Source organism: Fulvivirga ulvae, from assembly GCF_021389975.1.
In the GTDB taxonomy this organism is placed as follows: Bacteria; Bacteroidota; Bacteroidia; order Cytophagales; family Cyclobacteriaceae; genus Fulvivirga; species Fulvivirga ulvae.
Genome location: NZ_CP089981.1, coordinates 6,310,588 through 6,331,980 on the forward strand (window position 1 = coordinate 6,310,588; position 21,393 = coordinate 6,331,980).

At 39.6% G+C, this 21,393-nt stretch carries 19 protein-coding genes; 4 read left to right on the forward strand and 15 right to left on the reverse strand.

Translation table 11 applies throughout. The features are described 5' to 3' along the window. Nucleotides 1–7: 7 nt before the first annotated feature. From LVD17_RS26480 to LVD17_RS26495, 4 genes are all read left to right on the forward strand, one after another. Nucleotides 8–388, forward strand: coding sequence for a response regulator (locus LVD17_RS26480; protein WP_233763074.1), 381 nt, complete (start codon nt 8–10; stop codon nt 386–388). Nucleotides 389–510: 122 nt separating this feature from the next. Then, nucleotides 511–1,359, forward strand: coding sequence for a CheR family methyltransferase (locus LVD17_RS26485; RefSeq protein WP_233763076.1), 849 nt, complete (start codon nt 511–513; stop codon nt 1,357–1,359). Beyond that, nucleotides 1,352–1,813, forward strand: a complete 462-nt coding sequence (locus tag LVD17_RS26490) for a chemotaxis protein CheD (RefSeq protein WP_233763078.1) — start codon at nt 1,352–1,354, stop codon at nt 1,811–1,813. Before LVD17_RS26485 ends, LVD17_RS26490 begins: the two co-directional genes overlap by 8 nt. Next, complete coding sequence (locus LVD17_RS26495) at nt 1,810–2,880, forward strand: protein-glutamate methylesterase/protein-glutamine glutaminase (RefSeq protein WP_233763080.1); 1,071 nt, start codon at nt 1,810–1,812, stop codon at nt 2,878–2,880. The genes LVD17_RS26490 and LVD17_RS26495 overlap by 4 nt, the downstream gene beginning before the upstream one ends. A 23-nt stretch (nt 2,881–2,903) precedes the next feature. Here the strand turns inward: LVD17_RS26495 and LVD17_RS26500 are convergent, their stop codons facing one another. The 15 genes from LVD17_RS26500 to LVD17_RS26570 form a co-directional block, all read right to left on the reverse strand. Further along, nucleotides 2,904–3,839, reverse strand: coding sequence for a helix-turn-helix domain-containing protein (locus LVD17_RS26500; protein WP_233763082.1), 936 nt, complete (start codon nt 3,837–3,839; stop codon nt 2,904–2,906). Nucleotides 3,840–3,962: 123 nt separating this feature from the next. Continuing rightward, a complete protein-coding gene (locus LVD17_RS26505; protein WP_233763084.1) occupies nt 3,963–4,685 on the reverse strand; it encodes an SDR family oxidoreductase in 723 nt (240 codons plus the stop codon). 96 nt (nt 4,686–4,781) lie between these two features. Next, on the reverse strand, nt 4,782–6,200 hold the full coding sequence (locus LVD17_RS26510; protein ID WP_233763086.1) for an amidohydrolase family protein: 1,419 nt from the start codon (nt 6,198–6,200) through the stop codon (nt 4,782–4,784). Nucleotides 6,201–6,269: 69 nt separating this feature from the next. Next, nucleotides 6,270–7,502: a glycosyltransferase family A protein gene (locus tag LVD17_RS26515; RefSeq protein ID WP_233763088.1), complete on the reverse strand. Its 1,233-nt coding sequence runs from the start codon at nt 7,500–7,502 to the stop codon at nt 6,270–6,272. Between the two features lie 13 nt (nt 7,503–7,515). Then, nucleotides 7,516–8,256 (reverse strand): glycosyltransferase, encoded by a 741-nt coding sequence (locus tag LVD17_RS26520; RefSeq protein ID WP_233763090.1) that lies wholly within the window; start codon nt 8,254–8,256, stop codon nt 7,516–7,518. Nucleotides 8,257–8,270: 14 nt separating this feature from the next. Continuing rightward, on the reverse strand, nt 8,271–9,599 hold the full coding sequence (locus LVD17_RS26525; protein ID WP_233763092.1) for a UDP-N-acetylglucosamine 2-epimerase: 1,329 nt from the start codon (nt 9,597–9,599) through the stop codon (nt 8,271–8,273). Then, nucleotides 9,586–10,431, reverse strand: coding sequence for a glycosyltransferase family 2 protein (locus LVD17_RS26530; RefSeq protein WP_233763094.1), 846 nt, complete (start codon nt 10,429–10,431; stop codon nt 9,586–9,588). Before LVD17_RS26530 ends, LVD17_RS26525 begins: the two co-directional genes overlap by 14 nt. Continuing rightward, on the reverse strand, nt 10,432–11,892 hold the full coding sequence (locus LVD17_RS26535) for a glycosyltransferase family 4 protein (RefSeq protein WP_233763096.1): 1,461 nt from the start codon (nt 11,890–11,892) through the stop codon (nt 10,432–10,434). A gap of 13 nt (nt 11,893–11,905) precedes the next feature. Further along, a complete protein-coding gene (locus LVD17_RS26540) occupies nt 11,906–13,192 on the reverse strand; it encodes a glycosyltransferase family 2 protein (RefSeq protein WP_233763098.1) in 1,287 nt (428 codons plus the stop codon). Nucleotides 13,193–13,195: 3 nt separating this feature from the next. After that, entirely contained in the window at nt 13,196–14,149 is a 954-nt protein-coding gene (locus tag LVD17_RS26545; protein ID WP_233763100.1) for a polysaccharide deacetylase family protein, read from the reverse strand. Continuing rightward, entirely contained in the window at nt 14,139–15,215 is a 1,077-nt protein-coding gene (locus tag LVD17_RS26550) for a glycosyltransferase family 9 protein (RefSeq protein ID WP_233763102.1), read from the reverse strand. The genes LVD17_RS26545 and LVD17_RS26550 overlap by 11 nt, the downstream gene beginning before the upstream one ends. 106 nt (nt 15,216–15,321) lie before the next feature. Beyond that, nucleotides 15,322–16,977: a hypothetical protein gene (locus tag LVD17_RS26555; protein WP_233763104.1), complete on the reverse strand. Its 1,656-nt coding sequence runs from the start codon at nt 16,975–16,977 to the stop codon at nt 15,322–15,324. A gap of 164 nt (nt 16,978–17,141) precedes the next feature. Beyond that, entirely contained in the window at nt 17,142–17,294 is a 153-nt protein-coding gene (locus tag LVD17_RS26560) for a hypothetical protein (protein ID WP_233763106.1), read from the reverse strand. A 186-nt stretch (nt 17,295–17,480) separates the two neighbouring features. Next, nucleotides 17,481–18,197, reverse strand: a complete 717-nt coding sequence (locus tag LVD17_RS26565; protein ID WP_233763108.1) for a thioesterase II family protein — start codon at nt 18,195–18,197, stop codon at nt 17,481–17,483. A gap of 114 nt (nt 18,198–18,311) precedes the next feature. Continuing rightward, nucleotides 18,312–21,329, reverse strand: coding sequence for a cyclic peptide export ABC transporter (locus LVD17_RS26570; RefSeq protein ID WP_233763110.1), 3,018 nt, complete (start codon nt 21,327–21,329; stop codon nt 18,312–18,314). Nucleotides 21,330–21,393: the final 64 nt, after the last annotated feature.

Here is a 21,393-nt window from a genome sequence, read left to right on the forward strand (position 1 = left end):
TAATGATATGAAGACCATACTTGTAGTAGATGATTTTAGCAGCATTCAAAAGTTTCTATGTGAGACGCTTGAAAAAAAAGGGTATAAGACGCTGGGTGCGTCTGATGGAATTGAGGCGTATAAGCTACTCTCTGAAAACAAGGTTGTTGATCTGGTACTTTCAGATTACAATATGCCAAACTGTACAGGGATGGAATTACTTAACAAAATAAAAGCCAATGAGAAACTGGCACATATACCAGTAATATTTCTCACTACTGAAACTAAAGTGGAAAAAATGCAGGCTGCAAAGGAGGCTGGATTATTTGCATGGATACGGAAGCCTTATAATGCAGATGCCTTTTTTGCCCAAATTGATAATGCACTGGCACAGAAGCAATTGATATAAAATAAAGTAAATCAGATCATTGCATGCGTCCGCTTTCTTTTTCACGGAAAGTAGTTTTGTTAGGTTCGTAAAAGGACGCATGCTTTATTTCTTACAACCCTTTTGCTCGCAAAGTTACCTATATGTATTCATCTGGTTTTATTAAAATGGATGATCTGAGCTTTGAAAAGCTTAGTACCTTCATTACGAGGCAATATGGCATTAAACTGCCTCCGGTAAAAAAAAGTATGCTGGAAAGCAGGCTTAACAAAAAAGTAAAAAGCCTGGGATATGACAGTTACGAACCATTCCTGACCTATCTTTTTGGCAAAGAAGGTAAGGTGAGGGAACTACCTCACATTGTAGACCTGATAACCACCAATAAAACTGATTTTTTCAGGGAAAGTGTCCATTTTGACCACTTAACCAAAAAGTTTCTTCCTGACTATATGTGTAGTAGTAAACACAAACCTTTGAAGGTGTGGTCTGCAGCCTGCTCTTCAGGAGAAGAACCTTATACTATACTTATAACTCTGGAGGAATTCCGAAAGACTAACGGTCCGTTTGCTTATTCTATACTGGCAAGTGATATCAGTACAAGGACTTTGCAGGCGGCGTATGAGGGCATTTATAGTTCTGATCGTATCAGTATGCTACCTGATCACGTTAAACGCTCATATTTTCTCAAGAGCCGGGACCCGGAAAATCCACTTGTACGCATCAAACCCGAATACCGAAAAAAGATTACTTATAAAAGGATTAACCTTATTCATGATTTCGGCATACCTGATCCGATAAATTTTGATGTTATATTTTGTAGAAATGTACTGATCTACTTTGACAAGGTAACTCAGGAAAAGGTGATCAACCAACTAGCAAAGCATTTGAGACCAGGCGGGCTGTTATTCCTTGGACACAGCGAATCCACTATGGGTATGAAAGTGCCTTTCAAACAAGTGAATCCGACTATTTACAGGTATTTACATGAGTAACACTAAAATTTATTACCTGTCAAATGGTGAATTTATCGTTACATCGGTCGCTGCTGAAATACATACTATTCTTGGCTCTTGCGTTTCAGTCTGCCTTCGCGATAAAATAACCTCGATAGCCGGAATAAATCACTTTATGGTTCCCGGGGCTCCTGATATAAAAACTGGAAACCCTAATCAAGGCTATTTTTCCACAGCTATTCTTGTTAGGTCTATGCTAAAAAGAGGATGCTTAATAAAAAATATGGAGGCTAAAGTATTTGGAGGTGCCAATACTATGGTTCCAAATGACCAGTATGCTATGGGAACACGAAATATAGAGGTAGCCAATGCCCTCCTGCTTCAATTCGGAATAAAAATACTCGCCAGGCACACCGGTGGGCGCTTTGGCAGGAAGATAATATTCAACACAACAACAGGAAAAGTTAAAATGAGGTTACTCAATAAAGTATGAGACATATCAAAGTTTTAGTTATTGATGATTCGGCTCTGGTAAGGCAGACGCTGACCAATATTATAAACTCAGATCCGCAACTTGTAGTGAGCGGCTCTGCTGCCGACCCTTATTTTGCAGCGAAGAAAATCCGCAACGAGGTACCTGATGTGATTACACTTGACCTGGAAATGCCGCGAATGAATGGGCTTACCTTTCTCAAAACCCTGATGGCACAGTACCCCATTCCCGTGGTAATTATATCAAGCTTCACCCAAAAGGGCAGCGGACAGGCTTTAAGAGCGCTGGAACTAGGTGCTGTAGAAATTTTAGCAAAGTCAGAAATAAGAAATATCAAAGATCATCTTGAAGAATCAAAAATACTGATAACTGATGCCATAAAAGCTGCAAACATGGCTCCTGTAAGAAAAGGGCTTTTTGCAAGGACTGAACGGGTACAGGAAACCGGCCCCCGCCAACTTATAGCTGACATTGCCCCAGAAATAAACACATCTCCGGAACCCATACGTAAAATTATAGCTGTTGGAGCTTCGACAGGCGGTACAGAGGCTATCAGGCAACTTTTGCAACATCAGCCGGCCACTTGTCCTCCTTTTCTTATCGTTCAGCATATGCCCGCTGGCTTCACCCAGTCCTTTGCCAAAAATCTGGACTCACGCTGCACCATTGTAGTCAAAGAAGCCGCAGACGGCGAGGTAATACAAAACGGACATGCTTACATTTGCCCGGGAGGATTCCATATGACCCTGGAATACAGCCTGGCCAAATACAGGATAAGGATCAGAAATGGTGACCTTGTAAACCGGCACAGACCCTCAGTAGACGTGCTATTCGAATCCGTCGCCAAAAGTGCAGGGAAACTGGCGATAGGTATTATTATGACCGGCATGGGGAATGACGGGGCATTGGGCCTTCTGCAAATGCGCAACAACGGAGCGACAACCATTGCACAGGATGAATCTACCTGTGTGGTATATGGTATGCCCAGGGAAGCCGTGAAGCTGGGAGCGGCACAATACATTTTACCTTTGGAGGGTATCCCGGGCAAATTGAAATCGCTCCGTTAAATTAGAAAAACCACAAGATTACTTTAGCTTTTTATTCCATTCCTGAACGCTGAAGGAGAGTAAGAGGTCAGTGTCTTGAAAAAATTGGAAAAATGGGCTATCTCCTCAAAGCCTAAACTGAAAGCTATTTCTGAAATGTTCCATTGCGTTTGACGGAGAAGAATTTTAGCTTCCTGGGCCAACCTGCTTTTGATAATGTCTGAGGTTGTCTTTCCGGTCACCTCTTTAAGTACTTTATTTAAGTGGTTAACATGTATATTAAGTGATGCTGCAAATTCATTGGCAGACCTTATCCTGACCCTTTGAGAGGTGGATTCTATGGGAAACTGCCGTTCCAGTAGCTCTATAAATAAAGAGGAAATTCTACTTGAGGCATTATGCGGCAGGATTGATGGGCCAACCGGCTGAAGTTTTTGTCCAAAATGAACAAGCTCCAAAAGATAAGTACGAAGCAAGTCATATTTATAGATATAGTCAGACAATAATTCCTGCTGCATTTTTTTAAAAATGTCATCTACACGGTCGTACAATTCCCGGTCGAGGTGATAAACAAAGTCGGAAGCAGGGTTAAAGATCGGCAGTTCGTCTATAAGCGTGCCTGTTTTTGACTTAGACAAAAATTCACCGGTGAATACACAGAAATATCCTTTCTGATCAGAATTTACCGGATAATATCTGTATGGCACTTTAGGAGTAGCAAAGATCAAGGCATAATCCTCAACATCGATCACCTTATCCGCATACTCAACTTTATTCCGGCCATTGACAAGGCTGATCTTATAATAAGTCCTCCTGTTATAAGGCATTTTAGGTTTTGAGGGGCTGTTTCTCCACATTTCTGCAATATCGAACACATTGAAATGTCCTATATCGCTGGTGTTATTATCACCAAAGTACTGATCCAGATCAACGTCCGGCAACAGATCGCGATAAAACCCTTTTATGGAAAGTACTTGCATAACCTCTTGTAAGTATCAAAGTATATAAAGATAGAACTTTATAAAAACAGAAACTGCGATAAGAGAAAGGAAATCTCATCGCAGCCTCTTATGTATATCCTGAATAAGTTGTCGATAGTTATATCAGGCATTCATTTTTTCAAACGTCTCTGCTATTTCTGCAGGAGATGCTTTATGCATGGCTTCGCTAAAGCCCCACGTAACTTCCTGTTTGCCCTCTCGAAGTTGTTGGAAAACTGCCTTTACGAACTCACTCACAGGTGGATACTGATCGTGTATGCCTTCACCTCCCAGGTCAGTATTCAATGCGGGAGGAATGACCTCAATAGCTTCTATGTTACGCTCTTTAAGCATATGCCTGAGTGAACGTGTAAATGAGTGAAAAAACGCCTTGGTGGCACAATAAACCGGCACTTTGGCTATTTGCACAAAGGCCAACCCTGAGGAAACATTAATAACTGTATCCAGCTTTTTAAGTTTGATAAACATACTTGTCAGATGTAAAGGGGCTAATACGTTTGTCTCAATTTCGAGCTTGCCTTTTTCATAAAACCCATCATCCTCAATATGCATCCAGTTTTGAATACCGGCATTATTGACGAGTACATTCAAATCCGGGTGCTCCGAGGCCACCCAGTTATACAGGGCTTCCCTACCTGATTCAGTTGACAGGTCACAGGTGTAGGTTATGACATTATCAAAGCGATCCGCTGCCTCTTTCAATGCTTCCTCTCTTCTGCCACAAATAATAACAGTATTGTTTTCACTAATAAACCTTTCTGTGAGCCCCAGACCAATACCTGAACCTCCGCCGGTAATAAGAATTTTGTTGTTGGATAAATTCATGATGTTTGATTTTTGTTTTTTGAATGATACAAAGCTCCGACAACAGCGTCTGAAATGGTTTATTGATATCAATCCATGATTTGTAAAAATCAAATATCAGAGACCGAATTTACTTTTTATTTTGTCTAGCATGAGTTTAGGGTCATAGCCATACCCATTTTTAAACACTAGTACTACTTTCTTAATATTTTCCGGATTCTTGCTTAGATCTCCATCAACAATAACAAGATCAGCACGTTTTCCCTTTTCTATTGATCCTACCTGTTGATTTGAAAGGACTTTGGCTCCGTTACTTGTCATTATTTGAATGGCCTGTCCTGAAGTGAATCCTGCTTCAATGAGCAACTCAAAGTTGCGCTGATCCCCATAGCCTGGCAGTATATGTCTTCCTGCATCGACACCAGCAGTGAGTGTTCCTCCCATTTTAAAAAACTGGTACTCAAACTGCATAATTCTTTTTAACCTTTGTAGCCTAATACTATCACCTGGGTCAGACTTATCATACTGTTTTCTTCTTTCATAATACTCCGATTGCATATATGGAGACATTATTTCTAAAGATCTTTCATCTGAAAAAGCGCGTTGAGGTATACTGGCTTCATAAATGGCCAAGGTTGAAGTTAGAAACACACCTTTTTCAATCATGAGTTGTTGTAGTCTAATAACGTTTTCACTGGAGATATCAAGGTTATCCAAATACTCCCTGGATCCACTACATTTACCATAAGTCTTATTTTTTCTAAAATCACTGGCACTATTCAACCCGTGTTCTATACCATCTACGCCCATCTCTGATGCCTGTGCAAAGGTTACCGAGCACAAATGACCAGTCACTTTTGCATTATGTCGGTGTGCTTCGTTAATTACTACCTCAAGGTCATGGGGCGTAATATGCCTGTACACTTTAAACCATCTGACCCCCCGGTCGGCCCAATACTTTATGGTGTCTTTAATTTCCTGATCGTTGCGAGGAATAATCATACTACTGCTTCCTCCCGGGCCGGTAATATAAGGGGCGCTGGTTACAACATCTGGCCCTGCAATTTCTCCTTGTTTTATTTTTTCTGCTAACTCCAACTCTTTAAACGGAGAGGCAGCTCCACAGGTCTGAATGGTAGTTACTCCTGAAGCCAAATATAACATAGCTCCAAACTCTCCTATAAATGGATGATCTGGCATATGTAAGTGATTATGAACTCCTACAATTCCAGGAATAATGGTATTGCCCTTCATATCCAGTACAGTAGCTCCTGAAGGAACTTCTACTTCAGCAGCCGGGCCTACGGCCTGAATATACCCGTCGGCAATAACCAGTGTCTGGTTAATGTTGAGCTTGTCGTGCATTCCATCGTAAATACCTGCATTCTTAAATGCTATTATACGCTCGCTATGAGCTATGTATTGTTGAACATTTTTTGACAATCCGTGCTGTTGAACACTACCTCGATTTTCTTTACTGGCTATCAGCGAGGTTGATTGCGGCTCTTTTTTACAACTAATAACAGTGAACAGCATTAAAGCAACTGCTAAAAATATCGGCATATTTCGCCCACCTTCCCGTTTCCTGTTTATCAAATCCTTTAATTATTTTTTATTCTTCCATTTTTGTGCGGCCACTAATCCCGTACCGTTACGTTTTTCAGGGTACAAAGATGATTCCTGAATATTCATACTACCGCTTTTTATATGCTCGAAATCAGCATTCCACTGATTGGCTAATTGAGTTCTTACTTCATCGTTAAGGGGGTGAGCCTTTCCGGATGTTAGAGAATCTGTATGGGTTTTTCGAATATAGAGAAATTCATCCACATTCATAATTTTCATAAAAAAGTAACTTCTTAATAGGAATTGTGTATCGTTTGCAAACTTTCTGTTGGTAGAATAGCCTCCAACCATATCAAAATCTTCCCGGAACATAGCTGCCGTTGAATGTAAGAGAGGAAACCCTGGATGTGTCTCCAGTGCTTTAGACACATTTAAAGGGTACCTTATGGCCCGAAGCCTTTTGTCAATAGCATCAAACCTCAGCTCATGCGACCCAACCATCCGAACCTCGTCGTTAAGGGCTTCTGCAAGAATCTTCAGCCTATCAGTGCAGGAAATATCATCCGAATCTACAAAGGTTATGATTCCTCCATCACATTGGTTAATTAGTAGTTCTCTTATAACATAGGGTCCCACATTGTCAGGCTTTGCATAATAAAATGATACTCCGTGCCCCCAACGGGACATGAGTTGTCTGTCTGTTTCTTCATTATATTCATCAAATGCAACCGCAATGTTCCGATTATTATATTCGCACTTAAGTTGATAGTTTAAACAGGAATTAAGATCCTGCCATTTTCCTTTATGCGGTATAACCACATTGACCAACCTATTAGCGACAGCATTGGTGTTGCTACACTTGCTAAAAGGAAGCTGTTTCACCACCAATTGATCGGGATTAACCTTAGTTTCATAAACCAACTGCATTAAGTAATAAGCCCATGAATCTATTTCTTCGTCTTTAAAATTGCTGTAATGAATATCGAATATCTGAGCTGAACAAATGAAGCTTCTCACCGGCCCATGATCCTGTCCGCTAATAGCGGGGGCCACTTTTCTGTCTACAAGAAAAACGATAAAATCTGTGTCAGATTCTAACCATTCACTCTCCAGTACCTGATCTACATAGGGAAGTAAAGGCCCTTCCAGTATAATGACATAATCAAAATTTACCAGCTGTGAGATACTCTGAAGAGGGTTTTGTGCTTCCTTGCAGTCTGTCTCTACTCCAATAAAGGCAAAACCATTTTCGATTATATATTCGATACTCATGAACTAATGACCATCAACTTTTAACATTAAACAGATCAAGCACCCCCTCTTTAAGTATGGGTTGGCCTTCTATTTTATTGGAGATATTTGAGTCATGTATTACTTGTAACCACATTGGCTCTCCGCAAAACTGCCTCATTTTAAGATCCTTATCGGGCTTTTCCGCATAGTGCCTGTGTTCTTTGTAAAAGACACTTTTTATATGGGTATTGTCTTCCAGTCGCTCAATCAACGTTATGAAGGGATTGCTTTCATTAAATGCATAATAGAAGTTGTTGTTGTTCAAATCCCATTGTATACCTTCCAACAAATTGATCACTTCCAGTTTTTGTCTTTCAAAAGCGCTCTGAATATTGGCAATGGCACACTCATGAAATGCATCGTCATTATCTATTCTTGTAGTAATCAGGTAACTGGTATGTGCCTGAAGCAACCGTCTGATGTCTTCCCTTACTGTCTCTACAAAGCCACTCATGCCATTAATATATTTAGTATGAATGAAGGAGTTTGTCAATTGTATATGAAGCATGCGTTTTCGCACTTCATCATTGGTATCACAATCCAAATAGATAAGCCATTTAAAGCCTTTAACTGACTGATGTTGAATTGATGGCAGACAAACAGACTCAAACAACTGTAACCTTTTGTAAGTCCACAGATCATCTCTCACGGTTACTCCGCTCTTATCAACTTTCCAGTCAGCATTTTTTACATTAAACCGCGTGATTAAAAAGTGTTCGAAATCCAAAGTCAATAACTATTGGGTTATTAATAGCTTAAAGCATTTTCCAAAACAGGCTTGATGGGAGAAAACTGCTTTAGATAAGCAGCAATGTTTAGCCCTACCTGATCTCCATATAGTCTTTCTTTGCCTATATGAGTCAATATTTTTTGTTCATGAAATATTAGCTGCAAACTAGTTTTAATAAATTTAGCACTTACAGGTGGTACCAGCACATTTGAAGGGATAGCGTTTATTGTTTCGGGCCTGTCAGTATTCCATCTGTAAGTAGCACACTTAACATTCATAATATGACTTTCTTCCTGTAGCCCTCCACTGTCTGTATAAATACCTATACATCTATCTGAATTAATAAACTCTATTACCTGGGCATACTCTGGCCAAAGCGGAGTCACTTGCATGCCCTCATTTATTGCCGTCGAAAAGAGACTCTCAAACTCATATTGGGCCAGCGCAGCTTTAACTGCATTAGTCATAACAAATACAATTTTGCCCCCTTCTTTCATATACATGATCAATCCTTCCAACAGTACCTTCAACTGAGCAGGACGCATGTTTTCTCTTCTATGGAAATCGACTCTCAGCCACTTTCCTTCACTCAAAAAAGGATATTCTTCAAATACTGACCTTTCCGGCTTTACGGATTTAATCGCTTGTACTGCGTCACTACTTAGAGAACCACTTAACTGTATGGATGACGTGCAATATCCTTCATTGATAAGATTTTGCCTATTAACTTCCTCCGGGGCAAATAATAACTGGCAACCTACCGAAGCTATACGCGTGTCGAACCCTTCAGGAAAGGGAGCGTCTTTGATCATTTTCCATTCACATGTGCTTTGCATAGCAAGGACTTCTTCTACATCACTACTCCAATCAACATCAGGATAGTATGAACGCAAACCTGCTTCCACGTGAATGCTGGTACCTCCCTCCTGTAAATACCAGAAGACAGGAACCAGCCCGGCAGTTGAAGTATCCCCTGATACCACTGGTATGGCCTGTCCGTTTAACCTATGTTCCTTTTTAAGCAGATCAAATAACCAATTTATCCTGTCCGCCAAAAGTGGAGTCCTTGCGGTAAGGCTTCCCTGCACTTTTAGATAAACAGATATATGATTTGCAAAACCCAGCTCATGCTGAGCACTGACAAGGTTCCGGTCATAATGCTGTCCTACATCTATGGCTAAAAAAGGCACATTATGTTTACTCATACCATGTATTAAACTGGCCAGCTTGATATAACATGGCTTTGTACCTATGAATATCAAATATAGCGAAGCCTGAGTTTCATTGGCTTGCCTGATTTGTTGACTGACAATCTCTTTATTGTAATACGGTTTATTTTCTGTCATTAAAGTGCTCTTCTTCAATCAGGTCAATATATTTTTTATCTTCTTCCAGACTGCCTTCAACGATTCCCAGCCTATAGTTGATCAGGCAAATTTGAAAGTTTCTTTGCTCATTCTGCTTTTTAAAATTAAACTCCGGCGTTATATATCGCACATCATCATTATGGGTCATATGTAACACAGTACCTAATGCGACCCTTTCCATCCCCTGTTTTAACTGTAACCGTGTTATTAAATCAAGATCCTCCCATCCCCAACCTTCCAACTCGGAATTATATCCTCCTACCTCAGTTAGTGCTCTTTTTGTGGTGATTATTATGCCAGGACCACTTCTGCTTTTATCCAATACTCCCTGCCTGTTCATCTCTACCAAAGCTTTATTCCCATTGGCCGCCTTAAACTCTATGAATTGACCTATTTCCAACAATTCAGCGGCTTCAGGGAATTCCTCAGGTTCAGGTTTTTCCTCCAACACCTTTGCTATTGTGGCAAAGGCATCTCTATCAATAATGGTTTTTAGCTGCTCAATGTCGAGATCTTGAAAAATAACATCGGTATCAAGCACCATAATTGTAGCCTCGGTTGAGTTGAGTATCCCCAAATTCAACGCCAGTGATTTATTAAAACCAGGGTATTCAAAGTGAACGATGCGAATGGGGAAACTTATATCAGCCTCATTTACCAAGTCGCTAACCTGCTGCCTATCTCCTCCGCAATTGATAATTATAAAATTAGCCTTTACATCTTCTTCTTCAAAAAAAGCACCATTCTCTTTCAGACACCGTGAAAGCTCTTTCCTATTCTTCCATGGTATTAGTATATCCAGTTTAAACATTTATTGATTCGTGGTTAAAGATAACAGACCATGCTTAAGCCAATCGTTTATAAGCTCTATTGGCAACTCTTCCTGAATGGCCTCTTCGTAAACCAGGCCTTCTTTACTAATTCTCTCAAACAAATCTTTCTCTCCATTAAGGTTATAAGTAGCAGGCCAGGCAGGATCATCCAATTTTATAAGATTATCGTCGGTATAGGTCCATGGATAAGCCGGGTTTACTTTGGTGCCCGGAGTAAAATCAGGACATTTTTTACTTACATAATGCGAGACTACATTATAGTACATTCCCCAATGAGTGCCACTCCGTGTAGAGGGTAAGGACACACTTGATAGTTTTGGTGTTTCACCGGGATTCGTTAATATTCTCCTGGCTTCCGAATCCTGATAATGATGAATACTCTCCAGTGCAAACTTCACCAGGATATTAGCACATTGCTCATACGTAAATTTGTCCTCTGCATGTTGGATACATGCCTGCCTAACGCTCTGTTTTTCTTCAGGCGATGTCTGAAGTACCTCCAATGCTTTACTGATACCGTATGCTTCATCCATACGGATACCATTAGAAGTAACCCATGTAGGCATTACAAAGCCTGTCACTCCGTCCTTTATTGTATCTTTCAGGCCTCCATAAGCACTTCCGATTACCGGTATGCCACAGGCCATAGCTTCTACCGGAACATACCCAAAGTTTTCATCCAGAGAATGGGTGGGGTGAATCAAAAGATCCAATGCATTATAACAACAAAGCAACTCTTCATCACTGAGCTTAGCAGGAAGCATAATAACCTGATCATCAATACCAAGTTTGGATATAAGGTCTTCGATATACTGTGGGTATGTATCTGTAACAAAATCCAGAATTGGATAATCGATCCAGAAATTACCTACCACTAAAGCCTTAACTTGCTTGTTATCAAGCCTTTTTGATATAGCAGCAAATAAATGTAAGAACCGGTGTAAATTTTTCTGAGGTAACAAACGGCTGATATGTCCTATCAAAACAGTATCTTCCGGGATGCCTAGTACATCTTTAGCCAATGATTGATCCATTGGGTTGAACAGGTCTTCATTGACTGGAAGCGGCAAATAATAGAAATTAGGTCGAACTTCTCCACACATACTCTCAAAAATTGCAACATCAGAATGACAATTCACTATGATGCCATCGCATTCTCTAAGGTTTGGCAGCTGTTTATAAAGAAAATCCTGATTGAGTATAGCTCCACCATGTGCACAGTATATTATAGGACACGAGACTTTCCCGGCAACATTCCAACCAATATTCCCTGCAAAATTTAACAGAAGATCTATATCATTTTCTTCAAGTTGACTGGCATTTTCTATGAAAACCAGATCAAACTCTTGTTTGAGAGCGTCTATATAAAACCTACGTGTACGATCGACACTTACCCACGCATGTTTACCCCCACCGGTAACTCCTATCTTCTTTTTCAATAGTCTGTATTATTTATTCTTTGTACTCTAAAGGCAAATTTTCTATTGTAGATCCTCGAAAAAACACTTCATCTTTAATCAGACAAACCCCTGAAACAGAATCGCTATTCTCAAAGTATTCTTTAATCTTCAATGGATTTCCATCTTCAAACAGTGCAAGGAGTTCGCTATCAAACATTTCATAGCCTATCGCTACAGCCCCCCATATGTAATCACAGGTGATATTTTTACCTAGAGGAACTGGTTCCGTACTTATGATCTGTTCATGAAAATCATTGTGAACACTGATAATATCATGATCAAATAATACTACAGGACCACCGTCTCTGATAGTTTTTTCAATAGCGTTGTGCCATTGGGAGTTATGGAAAAAACATCCTTTCTGTACAAACACTATATTTTTTACAAGTCCTTCTTTAATACTGTCCAGCAGGACATCCCTATTAATCTCACACAGCTCTTCGTTGTTATTCAGGTTCAGAATAGACATAACCCGCTCAGAATTTGAGTTATCCACTTCGATCACCAGGGTTTTCACCTCTTTAAGTGGTACTTTACAAAATCTATTCTCATCCCCTTTCCATACACCGCTATAACAGATCCAATTGATCAGCTCTTCATCTCCATATGTGTCTACCCTGTTGAATACTTGTATATTCAAATCATACAAACGATTATCAGGCTCATTCCTCTTATGCCAAAGATGGTACGCTGTGCCCGACAATTCCTTCCAATCGAGCCATTTATAGATCTTCCATGTCATGAAATTATCTTCACCACCCCACCCAAAAAACTCTTCACACCATCCGCCTATGGTTTCAAAGGCTTCACGTTTCATCATCAATACGCCTCCTGCAAAGTTAATGAAGGGCCTGCCTTCTCTCTGCATGCATTCAGGGAGCTTTTCCATTACCTGTTCCGACTCTTCTTCGGTAAGATCAACAACTGTGGAGTAAGGAGAAACAGCATCGTAGTCTTCAAGGAGGGCAACGGCCTGAAGGATATCGCTTTGCTTTAACAATAAATCTGCATCTGCAAAAATGAGACGATCTGTAGTAGCTTTCTCAGCGCCTACATTAAGTGCCCAACTCTTGTTGAAGGGGTGCAGGCTATATATGAACACCTTTTTTACCCAGGGTAATTGAAGTTGCAAGCGCTCTTTATTGCCCTCTTCTACTACTATCACTTCAGCTTGTAGATCTTTTATCCAGCTAAGTACGGTAAGCAGATTTTTATAGTGGCCGGAGTGATCGCGATATGGAATTATGAATGAAAAGCTGGGCGCCACACTTCCGGTCATAGGCTACTTGTTCAACATTTTAAAATCTTCTAAAATCTTTTGATTTGGCTCTGGTTCTTTTCTTAGCCAGTCAATTCTATTCTCCACATTCCATCTATGCATCCAGGAAAAACCCCACTTACCAACATAAGGATCTTTTTGCTGATATACCTCATCTTTCATAGCCTCATCAAGGCTAATAATTGTGTATCCTCTCTTTTTAAGCAATCCTACCAACTGGGGCATAATATCGGCATGTAGCTCATTTACATGTCCCAGAAAGATATGAGGAATAGATCTCCCCTGGGTTTCAAGTGCCATATTTTCAAAGAATTCAAACAAGGTATCTGTATGATGCAGGTAAGCCTGGCTTACCTTATTCATTTGCTTTTTATCCCCTTCTTTTTTAGCTTTCTTATATAAAGTATTAAAAATATAATCAGAACTTTCAACAGTCATTGGCGCAATAACATATCCCTTTTCTTCCAAAAACTTCTCAAAAGAGGCTTTGGAAGTGGAGTCTGACCCCGCAGAGTTAAATGGAAAACGAAAGTATCGCAACGGTTTTCCTACCTCATCCAGTATCATTCGAGTTATAATTTCTCCTTTTAATACTTCAGATTTAAAATCTTCAAGTTTTGTATCATGGAAAGACGGATGACTAAAAGTGTGGTTTCCCAAAGTCAACTTATCACGCCTGGCCCATGCACTTAAAACCTCAGATCTTCGATCAATTTCTCCTTTTATGTAAAGGCTCTTTTCATTCACGAAGCCTGTTACCGGGATATCAAGTTTATCCAGGTGTCCCAGCAGACGATCATTAACATCTTCTATTTCCTCTATGGTATACCCTGATGCTCCAGCTACAAGCAAATCATCCAATGTAATGGCTACAGTTTTGCTTTGCCCAACTGCAGAACTATAAATAATAAAACAGATTAATACGGTATATAGCCTCTTTATCATTTCAAAAGTCATATTTTAAAGAATAGTTAGATTCCAGTTTTTCCTGCTTCGGAGAGAGTTGTCTCTCAACTGCAACGGCAACGGATGTAGGAGAAATATATTTCATACAGCTCTCGCCATGCACGCATGAAGATCCAAAGTAACAGTCACACTCTTTTTCCGGCTGTATAATTTCTCCCAGATCAAACAGGTCAAACTCATAGGGATTAAATATATTATTCATTAAAACCAACTTTCTATTTAAGGCCAGGCATAAATGCATAGCCATTGTAACCTGACTGACAATTAGGTCACATTTAGCAATTAAAGCAATAAACTGTTGTACTGAGAAATGACCAGGGTACCAGGCCCCTGTTTTCTCATTAAGCTTTATGTTATTCTCATGTTCATCTTTCCCTCCCAATAACACACAAAAATATCCCTTGCCCTGAAGGGCCTCAATTAGGAATTCCCAATATTCAAGTGGCCATTGCCGTGTCGGCCAGCGTTGTCCTGCTCCGGTATTCAGGCCAATAATGGGTAATGTTGTTTCTTTTCCCAGTTTCTCTTTCCACTGACCTAAGTATTTCTGATCAATATCCAGAATGTACCTTTCATCAGAATATTCAAGATGGCATATGGAGAATATCTCATGAATGTAAGAAGCTTTATTTTGCTTTGACAACTCGTCGAACAAACCTGTAAGTAATTTAGCTTCGGCAGCCGGTGTAGCGGGAACTATACCATCTTCCCAAGTATAGCCATACTTTTCATGGGCAGCAACTTGTTTTAATAGTATACAAGCCTCTGGTTCTTTATCCAGATTTATAGCAATGTCATACTGGGTATGGGATACCTCCATCATTTTCCTGGAGGTCATTGGAATAATATGGTCAATCCATGATTTTGGGAGAACCTCTGTATAGTCACTTATCCATGTAATGTGACATCCGGGGTAAAGGTCTTTATATTTTCTAAGAAGTGGAGTTGTTCTTATAACATCTCCGATTGCGCCCAGTTTAATAATGAGGATCTTTTTGGATATCTTGCTATAAGCTTTACAATTAGCACATACGTATCCATCTTGCTTATTAGGCAAACATGGAATGTGTCCTTTATAGTATAGACAATCTCTTTTTACATCCTCCCAATTCATTAGAATGCCCTCGCTCTAATATAAACTATATCTTTTTCGATAATTATGATTATAGCACTTTGACCGGTTGAAGATGACTAAAATGCTTTTCCAATTTCTCATGTATAAACGGGTGACTCACTTCAATAAATTTCAGAAAAGCTTTGGCTGTATTATCAGCTCCCATATTATAGGGAAGAGTAATCTTAACACGTCCCTTTCCATGATACCATTCGAGGTCATCAACAACTTCATACTCCGGAAAAGCCTCGGCTAATAAATCACGTAATTCTCCGAGTGATGATTGTAAGAATTTTACCTCTTCACTTTCAAGGTGAAATTCAATTCCTATTTTCTCTGATTTTGTTTCATAATCCAAAAGTTCAAAATGGACAGAACGAGGCCAGCCTTCCGGCAATACTCGGCGAAAGTGAGGGAATTTACTTCGAAGAGAAAATTGCTTGGCTGGTGAAAGAGCTTCATATGCTGTAATAATCTGCTGAAGGTAATCATTGGTTTTTTCAGAAGGCTCAGCCAATTTAAAAATTTCCAGTGCCACCAACTGCTCACTTTCTTTTATTTCATCGCTGGTAAAAGTAAGAGGCTCAATCTGGTTGAAATCAACAGTGAAATTTTTGAGCATTTCCCAGTCCATCGCCTCCTTTTTTTCTTCACGTTCTAAAATTTCCATAAGCAATGTAACCGAACGCCTGTAATGGCCTATTCCGAGAAATGCCTCACTAAAACAAAGAGCGGGAATGTACTTTGGAAATATGCTATTCAACTGATTAATTACTTTTATCATGGCATTGCGATGTGCATCAGACATTTTGAAGCCAAGTAAGTGTGCAAAAGTTGCAAGTTCAATGATATGCCCTGCATAGTACAGATGATTTTCAAAATACTCTTTAACCGCTATTACTTCCCTCAGCTCGCTGGCTACACTTCCTTTTTCCATAACTTTTTCACTCGCTATAGCATCTAAAGCCTCATCAAGGATTATCGATAACAGGAAAATCATATTCAATTGGCCTTCCAGGAAATAAGGAGCGATCTCCTTGTAAGGCTCAAAACCATTAAATCTCGTTGATACTGCACAAAGTCCTTCTGTAAGATGGAATTTACGGCAAACGCGAAAAGTACCTGTTACATGGGTAGTAGTAGCCCACTCCATAAGTTCTTCCAAGTCAGCCTGGCGATCCCTGAACATAAAAGGTTCCGGAGTACCTTTGTTTTCAAGAAATGATAGCGCAAACAGCAAATGTCCTAACTCCTCTCCTTCGTGATGATTAACATACCGACTGTTTCCTGAAACTTCAGACAGTGTGTGTCCGCTTTTTCCAAATTTTTCATCACCCTTTATACCAGCCATTACCGCATAGGCAAAGCTTTGCCATGGGTGAAAATCTCCTTCAGGAAGGCATTGCAATATATAGGGCTTATTATCTTCATTGTAATGAACAAAGTCTTCAAAGTAATCCAAAAGATGATGATCATTTACTGCTGCATTTCCCCATCCATTGATGATGTGGCATAGGTTAGGCAAGCTGTCACGCTCGAGGATTTCGTTAAGATTGGCCTTCATTAATCGGGAAGAAAGTTCGCTGACAGATTGCGCTTTCTCGCAATCCAATTCCTGCCGTTCCTGCTCAAAATGTTTTATTGTATCTTCAAAAACTTGTTGTGCCTTTTCCGAAAGGTCTAATGGCCACCAAAACTTGCTCATATATGTTAAGTAATATTTCCGGGTATAGTTTTATTTTATTTAAGCAGAAGATTGCAGAATTCTACCACTGATTGTTGCCACTTAAGCTAATTTTTATAGTGAGTGCCCCTATAAAATTAATACAGGTGGCAGTGCCACCTGTATCTTTGAGACTTAATAACTAATTATCTCAGTACTTCGTACTCGCAACATCCTTGCGTGCAGCATCCTGCGATAATGTAGTCATTACTTTTGAAGCCACCTTTAAGGTTAGCTTGTCCCATTTTAGAAAGCATCATATCCTTTACTTTCTGGATATCCATTTTCTTCTTGCTCATAATAATAATTGTTTTTAGTTAGCAATAGGCTAAAATTAAATAACTAGACGAAGTATAACAATATTAAAACAAAAATTATAATATATTTTTTTATTAATTCACGTTAAAAGCAAATTTACTATTTGTAATTGCCTATAAATCTGATAGTTACCAAAACAAGCTTCTATAGGAACTTAGCCCTGGATTTCAGTGTGTAACAAGTTGGGTAATAGTATCATTAATTACCTTTGCAATAGAGCTCATCTCCTGGTGAATAAAGAAATGTCCCCCACTATATTCATGAATTTCACAAGTACCATTTGTGTACTCTTTCCATCCTTGCACCTGTTCTTTTGTGAGGTCATCTTCCTTCCCTGTAAAAACGGTAATATCTACTTTTGATTGCTTAAACCCTTCAATATCCGGTGTAGTCTCTGCTATTCTGAAATCATTTTTTAACAATGGTAAAAAGAGTTCCAGAAGCTCGGGGTGTTCGAAAAATTCCGGCGGTGTACCTCCAAGTAAAAGTATCTCTTCCTTAAACCGCTTTTCATCCATTTTATGATACATTTTTTCATCCTTTCTTTTTACCTGAATGGCCCCTCTGCCCGAAAAAAACAGATGACTTGGAGACAGTCCCAATTCATATTGGAGCCTTACCGTTAGCTCGTGGGCTAATAAACTCCCCATACTATGACCGAAAAATGCAAATGGTGAGAATTTAATTTGAGGAGATACAATTTTGTAGATATCATCAACGGCCTCAGCCAGACCGGAATACAATCCATCGCCTATCCGTCTTCCCCTGCCTGCCAGCTCTACGGGTATAAATTCTATATGATCTCGTAGAAGAGGCTTTAACCCGTGATAAATACTTGATGAACCTCCCGCATATGGAAAAGCAAACAATTTTAACTTACTCATATAAAAATTACTATTTAAAAAACTATACAACTGCAGAGGTCAGAATCCTTTTTTGGATACATACCCGTATGGGTTAATTCTTACATCTGCCATAATTAAATTTTAATTTATTCTCTAGCTAAGGTTTTGGATCAAAACATCCTCTACTTTATAGTGATTAGATACAAATGATGGTTTACCAGTATCAAGCTTCAGAACTTTATCAGCTACACTGAAGTAGTGGTCATCATGGGTAATTGCTATCACAATTTTGTTGCTCCTTTTCATTTCCGGGATCAGTTGCTTATAAAAGAAGTTTCTATATTCCGGATCCTGGTCAGCGGCCCATTCGTCGAATAGGTAGATCGGATGATCCTCAAGGTAACATTGTAAAAGCCCTAATCTTTTTCGCTGTCCGGCAGAAAGTTTAGTTGTACTGAAATGTCCATTCTCAATGGTCACCTTATCTGACAAGCCCAACAACCGCAGGTACCGATCTATCTCATCTTTTTTATCAGTGAGATCCACATTATATATTTTCTCAAACAAATACATAGGGCTGAATACCGCAGAATAATACTCCCCTATATTTTTGATCTCCTTTCCGTCTACTAATATTCGTCCGGAATTCCCTAAATACAAGCCTGTCAATAGCTTTGCAAATGTTGTTTTACCACTTCCATTTCCTCCAATTATAAACAGCACTTCTCCTTTCTTAACAGTTAAGTCAATCGGGCCTACTTTGAATGGCTTGGAATCAGCCGCCACCTGATACTCAAATGATAACGACTCGATTTTCAACTCTTCCACGAAAGCAGTACGATCGGTAAGTTGAGAAGCTTGCCAGTCATGATTTGCAGGAATTTCAAGAAGGAACTTTTGAATTCTTGTCCAGGCAATCTTAAGCTGGACAACTGAAGGTGCCGCACTTAGCAACTCGTTGATAGGCCCAATTAAGTACAGCAGGATAATCACAAAATTGGTGATTACGTAATTTTCAATTCCAGGCATCAGGTTAGGTAACACTATTGCAACAACACCCAACACCAGGATAAGTGACGACTCTCCGATCAGAAAAGCATTAATAAAATTAATCTGGGCTGTGTATATCTTGGTTTTAAAATCCCCTATAGTTTTCTCAACATCGGCGTTATACCCTTTCTTTTTACCATAATGCAGAGACAGTTCTTTAAAACCTTCTACCAGTCCGGTGATCTGCCACATGAACTCATCTCGTGTATCTCTGGCTATTTCCAGGTGCCCTTGTGCCCTTCTGCTTACAAAGTAATAAAAAGTGGTAATCGAAATGATCAATGTGAGTGTCAGCATGGTAGCCCAAAAGGCAACCGTCGCCATATAAAAAAAAGCCCCTCCTATGGTAATGGTATTTCTGATTATCGTCACTATCATGCCAGTAGAATTACCAACCACCGAAACGTCGTCATTTAATGTAGCATAAACTCTCCCTTTCTTAAGTTTTTCAAAGCTTTGGTACGAGGTTGAAAATATCTTCGAGATCATTTTTAACCTGATTTCGTAAATCAGGTTCTGTGTTACCTTTACAATACGGGTCTGTACATGTTTTCTACCAAAGACGTAAATGCTCATGGCGATGAGAAAATAGAATATGAGATATTCCAAGTCCATTACATTCCGGAGAGAAGAGGTTATAATAAATATCACCACCATGTTGGAGATGCCTGTGATAATACTAAAAAGTACTATTTTAGGTAATTCTCTCTTTACTTCATTTGGCTCTGGAAAAAGCTGGGCAATAAAGAATACCAGGTAACTGGATATCATGGATGAAACAAGCAAAGTGACCATGGTACCAAAGCTAAAAGGCATCCAAACGTTTATTGTATCCCAGTTAAGGTTTCCCAGTGCTTTGGGTAGCAAGTAGATAGCAATCAGTAAGGGGATGCAGAAGCCTACAGAAGCCATACTGGCCAATACCTGGCTTATACCCGGAACTTTAAATGTTCTTCTGCCTTTACTTATATCCAGAAGCATTTTCCCGAAAAACACTAAAAGGATAAGCAGGTAAACACATAGAATGATCGATACAACTGAGAAGGCTTTATCATTGCCATCTCCCTCTGACACTACTCTGTCTTCATCTGGTTCTTCACCTTTGAGTATATGTATTGCCCTATAGGCAATCTCGCTCATCAATTCATTACTTGAATTGCTCAGTATAGCAACACCAATGCCCTCTTCCGGCAATAATGATATATGGCTACTGTAATTTGGATTTTGCCCATGATGAAACACCCTCTTATCCCCTCTTAGTGATACTTCCCAGCCCATAGCGTAGTATGAAAGATGTACAGGGGCAACCCTGTCATCTGCCACGTGAGATCTAGCAATTAGTCCGGACAATGCATTTGGCTCCTGTCCCAATTGAATTTTTAACCATCTGGCCATATCATCAGCATTAGATATGACATACCCTGCTGCATTATTGCCACGATAAACAGGTGCATTGTAGGCTTTAGGCTGAAAAAATGAGTTTTTATACCCAACTGTCATTTCTGATGAATCGTTTGGTGCCCCTATACTGGTGTGTTGTAGGCTTAAGGGATCAATAACTTCTTTTTGCAAAAAGTCTTCAAAGGCACGTCCCGTTATAGTTTGTATAACCAATGCCAGCACATCATAGTTGATAGTAGCATACTCAAATTCCTCTCCTGGCTCAAATCTCAGTTCCTGGCCTTTGAGAGCCTCTACGGTTCGAAGCAATGCATTTTCATCATTGGCCTCCGGTATATCGGCTATTGTCTCCCATGGGATACCACTTGTATGATGAAGCAAATCCCGCATGGTTACACTAACAGGGTTATCTTCATAATAAAATTGGAGCCATGGCAGATATTCACTAACCTTATCATCTAAACTAAGTTTTTCCTGATCCACTAACTTTAATACTCCAAGAGAGGTGAACGCCTTACTTAACGATCCAAGCTGAAAAAGACTCTGACTATCAACTTTTTTACCAGCCTGAAGGTCTGCATACCCAAATGATTCAACGAAAGTCTCACTTTTGTTGACCACTATCATGACCATTCCCGGTATATGAGCTTTCTCTCTTTGCTCCTCCGCCATTACTCTTAACCGGCCCGTGATATCCTGAGCATCAACGGTTAAAGTCATAAACTGGCTTAAGAATATAACCAGGCAGATAAATAATTTAAAACAATTTTTCACTTCTATTTTA

What these genes read in the sequence shown, in the direction of transcription:
- LVD17_RS26515 (WP_233763088.1), bottom strand. Translation starts at nt 7,502, where the DNA reads ATGAGTATCGAATATATAATCGAAAATGGTTTTGCCTTTATTGGAGTA.
- LVD17_RS26510 (WP_233763086.1), bottom strand. Translation starts at nt 6,200, where the DNA reads ATGCTGTTCACTGTTATTAGTTGTAAAAAAGAGCCGCAATCAACCTCG.
- LVD17_RS26570 (WP_233763110.1), bottom strand. Translation starts at nt 21,329, where the DNA reads ATGACTTTAACCGTTGATGCTCAGGATATCACGGGCCGGTTAAGAGTA.
- LVD17_RS26560 (WP_233763106.1), bottom strand. Translation starts at nt 17,294, where the DNA reads ATGAGCAAGAAGAAAATGGATATCCAGAAAGTAAAGGATATGATGCTT.
- LVD17_RS26540 (WP_233763098.1), bottom strand. Translation starts at nt 13,192, where the DNA reads ATGACCGGAAGTGTGGCGCCCAGCTTTTCATTCATAATTCCATATCGC.
- LVD17_RS26505 (WP_233763084.1), bottom strand. Translation starts at nt 4,685, where the DNA reads ATGAATTTATCCAACAACAAAATTCTTATTACCGGCGGAGGTTCAGGT.
- LVD17_RS26525 (WP_233763092.1), bottom strand. Translation starts at nt 9,599, where the DNA reads ATGACAGAAAATAAACCGTATTACAATAAAGAGATTGTCAGTCAACAA.
- LVD17_RS26500 (WP_233763082.1), bottom strand. Translation starts at nt 3,839, where the DNA reads ATGCAAGTACTTTCCATAAAAGGGTTTTATCGCGATCTGTTGCCGGAC.
- LVD17_RS26565 (WP_233763108.1), bottom strand. Translation starts at nt 18,197, where the DNA reads ATGAGTAAGTTAAAATTGTTTGCTTTTCCATATGCGGGAGGTTCATCA.
- LVD17_RS26485 (WP_233763076.1), top strand. Translation starts at nt 511, where the DNA reads ATGTATTCATCTGGTTTTATTAAAATGGATGATCTGAGCTTTGAAAAG.
- LVD17_RS26490 (WP_233763078.1), top strand. Translation starts at nt 1,352, where the DNA reads ATGAGTAACACTAAAATTTATTACCTGTCAAATGGTGAATTTATCGTT.
- LVD17_RS26555 (WP_233763104.1), bottom strand. Translation starts at nt 16,977, where the DNA reads ATGAGCAAGTTTTGGTGGCCATTAGACCTTTCGGAAAAGGCACAACAA.
- LVD17_RS26530 (WP_233763094.1), bottom strand. Translation starts at nt 10,431, where the DNA reads ATGTTTAAACTGGATATACTAATACCATGGAAGAATAGGAAAGAGCTT.
- LVD17_RS26480 (WP_233763074.1), top strand. Translation starts at nt 8, where the DNA reads ATGAAGACCATACTTGTAGTAGATGATTTTAGCAGCATTCAAAAGTTT.
- LVD17_RS26545 (WP_233763100.1), bottom strand. Translation starts at nt 14,149, where the DNA reads ATGACTTTTGAAATGATAAAGAGGCTATATACCGTATTAATCTGTTTT.
- LVD17_RS26495 (WP_233763080.1), top strand. Translation starts at nt 1,810, where the DNA reads ATGAGACATATCAAAGTTTTAGTTATTGATGATTCGGCTCTGGTAAGG.